This window comes from uncultured Flavonifractor sp. (assembly GCF_944385615.1).
Lineage (GTDB): Bacteria > Bacillota > Clostridia > Oscillospirales > Oscillospiraceae > Flavonifractor.
This window is the reverse complement of sequence record NZ_CALWXV010000064.1, coordinates 1-8481: the sequence shown is the minus strand read 5'-3', so window position 1 is coordinate 8481 and position 8481 is coordinate 1. Positions and strand designations below refer to the sequence as shown.

The window sequence follows — 8481 nt, the reverse complement described above, 5'->3', positions numbered from 1 at the left end:
GCAACTGTACTCAACGGCCTGAAAAACCGGGGCGTAGAGGATATTTTCATTGCCTGCACAGACAATTTGACAGGATTAGTCCGGGATAGTTCATGACCCAGCCCTCCACACACTCGGAGTGGTGGGCACCGCACTGAGAACCGATGCCCTGGGCGGAGCGGATAATCATGGGCACCGGGTCCTTCTGATTGGACAGCCAGTACTGCTTGGCCGCGCCGTGGGCAATGTCACTCATGGCCAGAGGCAGGAAATCGGGGTACATAAACTCCACGATGGGACGCAGGCCCATCCAGGCCATGCCTACGGCGATGCCGGTAAAGCCCTTCTCATCCAGGGGCATATCCATGACCCGGTCAGGAAAATTCTGGTACAGGGAGTACAGCTTGGTGATGGCGCCGCCGAAGACAGCCACATCCTCACCCATGTAGTAGATCTTCTCGTCCCGCTGCATCTTCTCAAAGATGGCGGTCTCCAGAGCCTGCGCGTAGCTGACGTTTCTCATTACAGCTTACCTCCTTCCGTGTTGGAGAACACCTTGTCGGCGCCCTTGGTCATATCGCCGGTGATCTTGGGCTGCTGGTAGGCCCACTCGAAGGCCTCCGCAATCTCGTTCTTGATCTCCTTGGCGTAACCCTTGAGCTCCTCCTCGGTGCACACGCCCATCTCCTGGAGCACCTTTTCAAACCGGGGGATGGGATCGGGGTACTTCTCGGTCATGCGGGCCTCCCGCTCGGCAGTCTCGTATTCCTTGGGATCGCCGAAGTAGTGGCCGCACTTGCGGTAGGTCATAACCTCCACCAGAGCAGGCTGGCCCTGACGGGCGCTGTCAATGGCGGCCTCAAAGGCCTCCCGGACGGCGATGGGGTCCTGACCCCAGACGCTGACGCCCTTCACATTGAAACCGGCGGCGCGGCCGGAAATCTCGGAGCACTTGCACTCCTTCTCGGTGGGGGTGGTCATGGCCACGCCGTTGTTGATGATGACAAACACCATGGGCAGGCTGAACAAAGAGGCGAAGTTCATAGCGGAGTACAGGTTGCCCATCTGAGCGCCGCCGTCGCCATTGCAGCTGAAGACCACCCCGGGCTTCTTCTGCAGCTTCAGGGCCATGGCCACGCCGGTGTCGTGGAGCCAGTCCTCGGCGATCAGGCCGTCAATGGGCAGGATATGCAGGCCGTGGATATCCTGCTGGTGGTAGTCGCCGCCGATGCCCATGTTATAGCCGGTGGTGCGCTCCAGCATACCGGCCACATAGAGCTTCATATCGCACAGAGACAGGCAGCCGTGGTTGCGGTGGTAGGGCTTGATGTAATCGTCGGGCCCGATCAGCGGCATCAGGCCGGCCTCAAAGGCCTCCTGGTTGGTACCGAAGTGGAACATACCCACCAGCTTGCCCTTCTTGCTCTCGGTGGCGATCTTCTTGTCAAAGAGCCGGCAGCGCTGCATGATCTTATACATCTCAACCAGCTGTTCCTTGCTATAGGCCATAACGCGTTACTCCTTTCTTGTTTGGAAGTGCTCCGTTCAGTCCTCCTCGATATAGCCGATCACGTCGCCCACATTGTAGGTCTCGCCTACCTGACCGATGATCTCGGTGATCACGCCGTCATACAGGGACTCCACCTGAGCGTTCATCTTCTCGGTCTTGATCTCGCACAGCTCCTGATCCTCTTCCACGTGGTCGCCCACCTTGACGTGCCACTCCAGGATCAGACCGGTCTTCATCTCGGAACCCAGCTTGGGAATGTTGATCTCCTGCTTCATAACAATAATCTCCTTTTTTGAATGAAATTTATTGCTAAGGCGTCCGGCTCACCGGGCGCGCTCAGTCACAATGAAATTGGTTTTTACTGCTTCAGGTAGACGGTGATGATGGCAACCGCCACCACCAGGGTGTCGCCGGAGCCCATCTCTGCTACATGGAGTCCTCGCTCGGCGGCGCCTCCGGCCACCGGGACCAGCTCCACATCCTCATAAAAGCCAACCGGCTCCTTTACCTTGTCCAGGTCCAGCTCCTCCGGTCTGGGGCAGCTGATCTGGACCCGGAGAGCGATTTGCGCCGGTCCCGCCCCGTGGATCTCACGTACACCTGCCATACAGCAGTGGCTCATGGCGTCCTTGACCGCCTTCTGGGCGGCCTTGGTCACATCTCCGCCGTGCATATCCACGCCGGTACCGATCTCAATGAGATAGCGGCGCTTTTCCACAGCTCAGCCCTCCTCCGGCGCGGAGCGCTTGTGGTACATCCAGGTCCAGGGATCCTGGAGCACCTTGTTCAGGGAGGCGAAGAAGTTCACCACTTCGGCGCCGTCGCACAGGCCGTGGTCAATGGTCAGGGCAAAGGTGGTCAGGTTGACGGGAACGATGTTGTCGTTCTCATCAAACATGGGCACCCGACAGTTGCGGTTGATACCAAAGATGGCCCCCTGGGGCGGAGAGATAAAGGGCTGCTGGCTGTCGATGAGGGAGGCGCCCAGGTTGGATACCGAGAAAGTGCCTCCCTCCAGCTTCACCCGCATCAGCTTGCCCCGGCGGATATAGTCGTAGGTCTTTTTCAGCTCGGCAGAGATCTCCTCGATGTCCTTGCGGTCAGCGTGCTCCACCACCGGCTCCATCAGGACACCGTTGATGGTGGCCTGTACGGTAAGGTTGATATCCTCGTAGTAGATGATTCTCTCCTTCTGTCGAGAAGCATTAAGGGCCATATTCTCCTCCAGGGCGCAGGCGGCAGCCTTCACATACAGGTCGCCGAAGGACACCTTGATCCCCTTCTGCTCCAGCAGCTCCTTGCGGAACTGGATCAGCTTGTCGACGCTGAGCCGCACCTGACCGGTACCCTGAGGATACTCATGCTTGCTGAAGGTCATCCGCTCAGCGATCACCTTGCGCATTCCCTCCAGAGGTCTGATCTCCCGGATCAGACGGCCCTGCTCGTCATGTTCTGCCATTGTCATTCCTCCGTTCTGCTGTTGTCAGCGTGTTTGCCCTATGTACAAGCAAGAGGCGTGCCAACATTGCTTTCTTGACAGAAACAGGTTCCTGATTTACGATTAGGGAAAAAATCAGGAAAGGAGCCAAACTAATGGATGTCGACCCTCATGATCTGCCTCTCTCCGCCCGCACCTCTCTGCCCCACAGCTTCGCTTTAGACTCCCTGCTCACCGTGCTGGACGTACTGGACACTCAGGTTCTGATCCTGGACCGGGATTCCCGGGTCCGTTTCTTCAATAAGACCTATCTGGATGCCTATGCAGCTCCCTTCCGCGAAGCCGGTGTCCCGGCGGAGCAGATTTTAGGTCTGCGCATCGCCGAGCGCAACGATGCAGACCACCGCTGGAACACCATCCGCAAGGCCATGGAGACGGGTACCATCGTCCAGAAGTATTACTTTCATGAAAGCGATACCCGATACTCTGGCTTTGCCGACCTCGTCCCCATTGAAACCGATGTATTCTCCGGCATCATGGTCATCCAGCAGGAGCGGGAAAAACTGCGGGAGCTGTCCAATCAGATCTCTCATTACAAAAAGCTGGCGGCCTCCCTTCAGGAGAAACTGGACTCCAAAGAGGGCCTTCCCGCCGGATTTCAGCGCATTATCGGCACTTCTCAGCCCTTTGTGGAGGCGCTTCGCATCGGATCCCAGGTGGCACCCAGCGGCAGCTCCGTCTGTATTCTGGGCGAGAGCGGCACCGGCAAGGAGGTCTTTGCCGAGGCCATCCACTACTCCAGCGCCTACGCCCAAGGTCCGCTGGTCAAGGTGAACTGCGCCGCCATCCCGGAGTCGCTCATGGAAAGTGAGCTGTTTGGTTATGAAAAAGGGGCTTTTACCGGGGCAAATGCAAACGGAAATCCAGGAAAGTTCGAACTGGCCAACAACGGCACCCTCTTTCTGGACGAGGTGGGCGAGATGCCTCCCTCCATGCAGGTCAAGCTGCTGCGGGCCTTACAGGAGCGGGAAATCACCCGCATCGGCGGGCGCAAGCCCATCAAGCTGAACTTCCGGCTCATCACCGCCACCAACCGCAATCTGGAAGAGATGGTGAAGGAGGGTACCTTCCGGGAGGACCTGTACTACCGCATCTGCATCATTCCCCTCCGCCTGCCGCCCCTGCGGGAGCGCCGGTCGGACATTCCCTTACTGGCCCAGGCCTTTCTGGCCGGTCTGGATCTGCCCCAGTGGAAGGAACGCGCCTTCTCCGATGAGGTATTGGAGCAGTTCATGAACTATAGCTGGCCGGGCAACATCCGGGAGCTGAAAAACTGTGTGGAACGGATGGCCATTCTCTGCCCGGAGGAGGAGATCGGCACCGAATATCTGCCCGCCGCCATTGCCAACGCCTCCCGCCCGGTTCCCGGCGTGCCTGCGGCCCCGGATCTGAGCCAATACAAACTCCACGATATTTTGGACAAGGTGGAATTTGACACCATCCGTACTGTCCTCAGCCTGACCGGCGGCAACAAGGCCAAGGCCATTGAAATTCTGGGCATCTCCAAGCGAAATTTTTATTTGAAGCTGGACAAATACGGACTGCGGTAGCCCAAAGGGTACCCATCGGAGCCCTTTTGACCGTCTCCTTTTTACCCGCAGTCTCCTTTTTAGCCTCATTAACAGCACACCTCCCCTTGGTTTCCTTTTTAGAAGTTGGCAGCAAATTTGCTCCTTCAGGAAACCAAGGGGAGGTTCTTTTTATGAACACTTGTATTTTTCATTCGGTCAACTCAGGGATCTACTTCTGGGACGGCATGGCCGGGCTGCTGGCAGACGGCATCCATGACGGTCCGGAGCAGGGCTTCTCACCTATGCCCGCCTTCCTGGTGGGGCAGCTGAACCGGCACCGGGGTCTGTTTGCCCACACCGACGGCGTACTCTTCACCCATCAGCACCCTGATCATTTTCAGCGCAGCGGCCTGCACCGCCTGATGAGCGCTCAGGAGGATCTGCGGATCTACGGTCCCGGCCTGCCGGAAAATCGGGCTTCCGTCCGCCCCATCCGCCCCAGCCTGTGTCGGGTCCAGATGGCGGGAGCCTATATTCTGGCCAAGGACACTCTTCACGACGGCCAACAATACCGGAATGTGGCCCACCACTCCTATCTGATCCGCATGGGCGGTGAGACCTTCTTTCTGGCAGGCGACGCGGCGCTGAGCGAAGCGGACGGCATGATTTTTTCCGATTTTTATGGCGGAGACGTGGATGCTGCCTTTCTGAATCTCTATCAGCTCTCTTCGCCGGAGGGGCTGGCCTTCCTGCGGCTGCTCAAACCCCGGCGCATTTTCCTGGAACACCTGCCCTTCCGGGAGGACGACCGATACCATTACCGCAGTCTGGCCCGACAGGTAGCCAAACTGCTGCCCAATGATCTGCCCCCGGCGGAGATCCTGTCCCATATGTCCTGGGTCGATGGAAAAGCCGCCCAATGGGAACCTGATGAGAAAGGAGTTGGTCTGGATGCACTTTCTGGAGTCGCACAGCACGGACCCCTATTTTAACCTGGCCCTGGAGGAGTATCTGTTCACCCACACCCCCAAGGGACAATCCTGCTTTATGCTCTGGCAGAACTACAACACCATCGTAGTGGGCAAGTATCAGAACACCGCCGAGGAGATCGATCAGGCCTACGTGGACGCCCACGGCATCAAAGTGGCACGCCGGCTCTCCGGCGGCGGGGCGGTCTATCACGACAGAGGCAACCTGAATTTCACCTTTATCGTGGATCAGGACCAGGCCCCCGATTTCAACTTCAAGGTCTTTGTCCGTCCGGTGGTGGAGGCCCTGGCCCGGTTCGGCGTCCACGCGGAGTTCAATGGTCGCAACGACATCACCATTGACGGGCAGAAATTTTCCGGGAACTCACAATATGCAAGGCATGGCCGGCTGCTCCACCACGGCTGCATCATGCTGGACACCAACCTGACCAATGTAGCCGATGCCCTGCGGGTCAAACAGGCCAAATTCACATCCAAAGCGGTCCAGTCGGTCCGCAGCCGGGTAACCACCATCAATGCCCACGCCCCCTCCCCCATCTCCATGGAGGACTTCAAAAGCGCGCTTACTGAATGTGCCATGGCGGGAGGCAGTCTGGAGCCCTATACCCTGACGGAGGAAGATCTGTCCGCCATCCGTCAGCTGCGGGAGCAGAAATACGCCACCTGGGCGTGGAACTACGGTTTCTCCCCCGCCTATGAGATGCGGCGGGAGGCCAAGTTCCCCGCTGGACTGGTCACTGCCTATCTGAGCGTGGAGGAGGGCTGTATCAAGGCCATCCGATTCTTCGGCGACTTTTTCGGCAATGGCGAATTGTCCGAGCTGGAGGCCGCCCTGGTTGGGCTGCCTCTTGACGAGCACCTCACTGCCGCTCTGGAGGAACTGAACGTAGGCCACTATATCAACGGCATCACCCCACAGGAGCTGAGTACATTGCTGCGTGGGTAAATTTACAGAACAAAAGGATACCGCCCGGACCAATGGAATCGGTCCGGGCGGTATCCTTTTGTGGTTTTATTCTCCGACGAAAAGCCGCTGGGGATTGTCTGTCACCATAGCCTCGGCCTGCTCCGGACGCAGCCCCATCTCCTGCAGCCGGGGCAGCACATCCTCAAAGACGTGGGTCCAGTTCCAGTGGGCCAGATCCTTGGCATCCTGCTCAGAGTAGATCCAGGGGTCACCCAGCATCCGGATGATGCTGTCGTGGGACAGGATGAGCTTATCGGCATAGCCGCTGCCAGCCAGTCCCACGATCTCCGCTAGGCGGCGGCTCTCCGGCAGAGCACCGGTAAAGCCCTGAATGCCCAGCCGGTCAAAGCCGCCGTACACCCCCTGCTCAAAGATCTTGAGCAGCTCATCCATGTCGGTGCAGTTGTTCAGGTGGCCGATCATGATATGCTCCGGCTTGGCGCCGTAAGAAATGAGCCGCCGGGCCTGCTCTGAACCCATGGTCCCCGCCTGAGTGTGGGTGATGATGCGCACGCCGGTCTCGGCGGATACCCGGGCCGCCCCCCGGAGGAACAGATCCTCATACTCGGTAATCTTTCCAGCACTGGTACCTACCTTGATGACACCGGTGCGGATGCCGGTATCCCCCACGCCTTCGGTCACCTCCCGGCGCATCATCTGATAGATCTCTTCCTCCGCGTTGCCATAGGCCATGCGGAACTTGAAGTAGGCGGGCGCCCCTTCCCCTTCATAGTAGTAGCCGGAGCTGGCCACAATGTGGATTCCAGTACGCTCTGAAACCGCCTTGAGGAAATCCACCTTCCGTCCGCAGTCAGCCGGGGTGGCGTCAATCACCGTCTGAAGTCCGCAGCGCTGCTTTGCGTCATTGAGTACCGCCGCCGCCTGCTCCAGGGCCTCCTCCCATCGGAAGGGCGCCAGCACCGCTCCTTCCCAGCCGGGATAGCCGAACAGAACGTGCTGATGAGACAGGCAGCGGCCCAGCTCATCCGCCCGGACCGACCCGGTTACCGTCTGTACATAAGTTCTCATGAGAATCCACTCCTTTTCCAAGATATCCTCATGCAATGCAAACAGGATGCCAACCGGCGGTATCCTACAACGGCCCAATTTTGAGGCTAAAAAAGAGACATTTGTCTCTATTTTATACCCTGTTTTCTGTCCAGAGCAGTCCAAATCGGGCACAAAACTTGGCATCGCATATGCTCAACCATTAGGCAGAATTCGCTAACCCGGCGAAATATATGGAGGTGTCTTTTATGGAAGGTACAATGCGTGCGTGGTATGTCACCGCTCCCGGTAAGATGGAAATGCGTCAGGTTCCCATCCCCAAGATCGGTCCCAAGGACATTCTATTCAAGGTCTCCTATGCCGCTGTCTGCGGCTCTGACCTGCACGCCTTTGACTACGGCATGGCCATTCAGCACTATCCCATTATTCTGGGCCATGAGTTTACCGGCTATGTGGTGGAGGCCGGCAGCGAGGTAAAGGATATCTGAGCGAAGCTGGGAAACCAAGCCGAGGATGTGCTCGGTGGTGAGGGATTCAAAACTCTGCCCGTACACAGTATGGCAGATCGCCACATAGCAGGCAAAGCGCAGCAGACCTTCGTCCACATCCTCCGGACGCAATTCCGGTAGTACTGTGCAGGGCGGAAAGACGGTAAAGCCATCATCCCGCTCTCCCACAAGGAAGAACCGCTCCTGCACCTGCTTTTCTATGTACTTCTCCAACTTATAGCGGATTTCTTGCCAGCCCACCAGCCGCCGCATGGCATCGCAGAGAGAGACAGCATCCTCATAGGGAAATCCTTTCAACGGCAGCCCGGTCAGATACCGCTCCAGCAGCTGATCAGGGAGAAATGGAGTTCCGTTGTGGTTTCGCACCACGGTCGGGTAGGCGGAGTGATTTTCACGAGCGGTGCCGTTCAGCACATCCTGAATGCAGAGATCTGCCTCCGCCAGCACCTCCGGGGAAGTGTCCGGCTTGTGGATCAGATAGTAGCGGTTATGCACGCCATCACGCTTTGG

The 8481-nt window shown here is 58.0% G+C and carries 10 protein-coding genes and 1 pseudogene; 4 read left to right on the top strand and 7 right to left on the bottom strand.

Translation table 11 applies throughout. The features are described 5' to 3' along the window. Window positions 1-46: 46 nt before the first annotated feature. The 5 genes from Q0J75_RS11995 to Q0J75_RS11975 form a co-directional block, all read right to left on the bottom strand. Complete coding sequence (locus tag Q0J75_RS11995) at window positions 47-502, bottom strand: hypothetical protein (RefSeq protein WP_297201617.1); 456 nt, start codon at window positions 500-502, stop codon at window positions 47-49. After that, a complete protein-coding gene (locus tag Q0J75_RS11990; RefSeq protein WP_297201615.1) occupies window positions 502-1488 on the bottom strand; it encodes a thiamine pyrophosphate-dependent dehydrogenase E1 component subunit alpha in 987 nt (328 codons plus the stop codon). The genes Q0J75_RS11995 and Q0J75_RS11990 overlap by 1 nt, the downstream gene beginning before the upstream one ends. Before the next feature lie 36 nt (window positions 1489-1524). Continuing rightward, window positions 1525-1764 carry a biotin/lipoyl-containing protein gene (locus Q0J75_RS11985; RefSeq protein WP_297201613.1) on the bottom strand — a complete coding sequence of 80 codons (240 nt, stop codon included), beginning with the start codon at window positions 1762-1764 and terminating at the stop codon, window positions 1525-1527. Between the two features lie 83 nt (window positions 1765-1847). Further along, a complete protein-coding gene (locus Q0J75_RS11980; RefSeq protein WP_297201611.1) occupies window positions 1848-2207 on the bottom strand; it encodes a Lin0512 family protein in 360 nt (119 codons plus the stop codon). 3 nt (window positions 2208-2210) lie between these two features. Then, window positions 2211-2948: a 2-oxo acid dehydrogenase subunit E2 gene (locus Q0J75_RS11975; RefSeq protein WP_297201609.1), complete on the bottom strand. Its 738-nt coding sequence runs from the start codon at window positions 2946-2948 to the stop codon at window positions 2211-2213. A gap of 134 nt (window positions 2949-3082) precedes the next feature. On the opposite strand from Q0J75_RS11975, the gene Q0J75_RS11970 reads away from it, so the two are divergent. From Q0J75_RS11970 to Q0J75_RS11960, 3 genes are all read left to right on the top strand, one after another. After that, window positions 3083-4537: a sigma-54 interaction domain-containing protein gene (locus Q0J75_RS11970; RefSeq protein ID WP_297201607.1), complete on the top strand. Its 1455-nt coding sequence runs from the start codon at window positions 3083-3085 to the stop codon at window positions 4535-4537. 152 nt (window positions 4538-4689) lie between these two features. Further along, a complete protein-coding gene (locus Q0J75_RS11965; RefSeq protein ID WP_297201605.1) occupies window positions 4690-5490 on the top strand; it encodes an MBL fold metallo-hydrolase in 801 nt (266 codons plus the stop codon). Further along, the gene (locus Q0J75_RS11960; RefSeq protein ID WP_297201603.1) at window positions 5450-6433 is read left to right on the top strand and encodes a lipoate--protein ligase; all 984 of its coding nucleotides are present in this window, start codon (window positions 5450-5452) and stop codon (window positions 6431-6433) included. Before Q0J75_RS11965 ends, Q0J75_RS11960 begins: the two co-directional genes overlap by 41 nt. Window positions 6434-6499: 66 nt before the next feature. On the opposite strand, the gene Q0J75_RS11955 is transcribed toward Q0J75_RS11960, so the two are convergent. Beyond that, complete coding sequence (locus Q0J75_RS11955; protein ID WP_297201601.1) at window positions 6500-7483, bottom strand: phosphotriesterase family protein; 984 nt, start codon at window positions 7481-7483, stop codon at window positions 6500-6502. A gap of 212 nt (window positions 7484-7695) precedes the next feature. Here Q0J75_RS11955 and Q0J75_RS13245 point away from each other — a divergent pair, with 212 nt between their 5' ends. After that, a complete protein-coding gene (locus Q0J75_RS13245; RefSeq protein WP_363315744.1) occupies window positions 7696-7950 on the top strand; it encodes an alcohol dehydrogenase catalytic domain-containing protein in 255 nt (84 codons plus the stop codon). On the opposite strand, the pseudogene Q0J75_RS11950 reads toward Q0J75_RS13245, so the two are convergent. Then, window positions 7939-8481 (bottom strand): annotated as a pseudogene (locus tag Q0J75_RS11950) (hypothetical protein); the annotation flags it as partial. The gene Q0J75_RS13245 and the pseudogene Q0J75_RS11950 overlap by 12 nt on opposite strands.

Bases quoted from the DNA above. Each gene is read 5' to 3' on its own strand.
- Q0J75_RS11995 (WP_297201617.1), bottom strand. From the start codon at position 502: ATGAGAAACGTCAGCTACGCGCAGGCTCTGGAGACCGCCATCTTTGAG.
- Q0J75_RS11990 (WP_297201615.1), bottom strand. From the start codon at position 1,488: ATGGCCTATAGCAAGGAACAGCTGGTTGAGATGTATAAGATCATGCAG.
- Q0J75_RS11985 (WP_297201613.1), bottom strand. From the start codon at position 1,764: ATGAAGCAGGAGATCAACATTCCCAAGCTGGGTTCCGAGATGAAGACC.
- Q0J75_RS11975 (WP_297201609.1), bottom strand. From the start codon at position 2,948: ATGGCAGAACATGACGAGCAGGGCCGTCTGATCCGGGAGATCAGACCT.
- Q0J75_RS11970 (WP_297201607.1), top strand. From the start codon at position 3,083: ATGGATGTCGACCCTCATGATCTGCCTCTCTCCGCCCGCACCTCTCTG.
- Q0J75_RS11965 (WP_297201605.1), top strand. From the start codon at position 4,690: ATGAACACTTGTATTTTTCATTCGGTCAACTCAGGGATCTACTTCTGG.
- Q0J75_RS11960 (WP_297201603.1), top strand. From the start codon at position 5,450: ATGCACTTTCTGGAGTCGCACAGCACGGACCCCTATTTTAACCTGGCC.
- Q0J75_RS11955 (WP_297201601.1), bottom strand. From the start codon at position 7,483: ATGAGAACTTATGTACAGACGGTAACCGGGTCGGTCCGGGCGGATGAG.
- Q0J75_RS13245 (WP_363315744.1), top strand. From the start codon at position 7,696: ATGGAGGTGTCTTTTATGGAAGGTACAATGCGTGCGTGGTATGTCACC.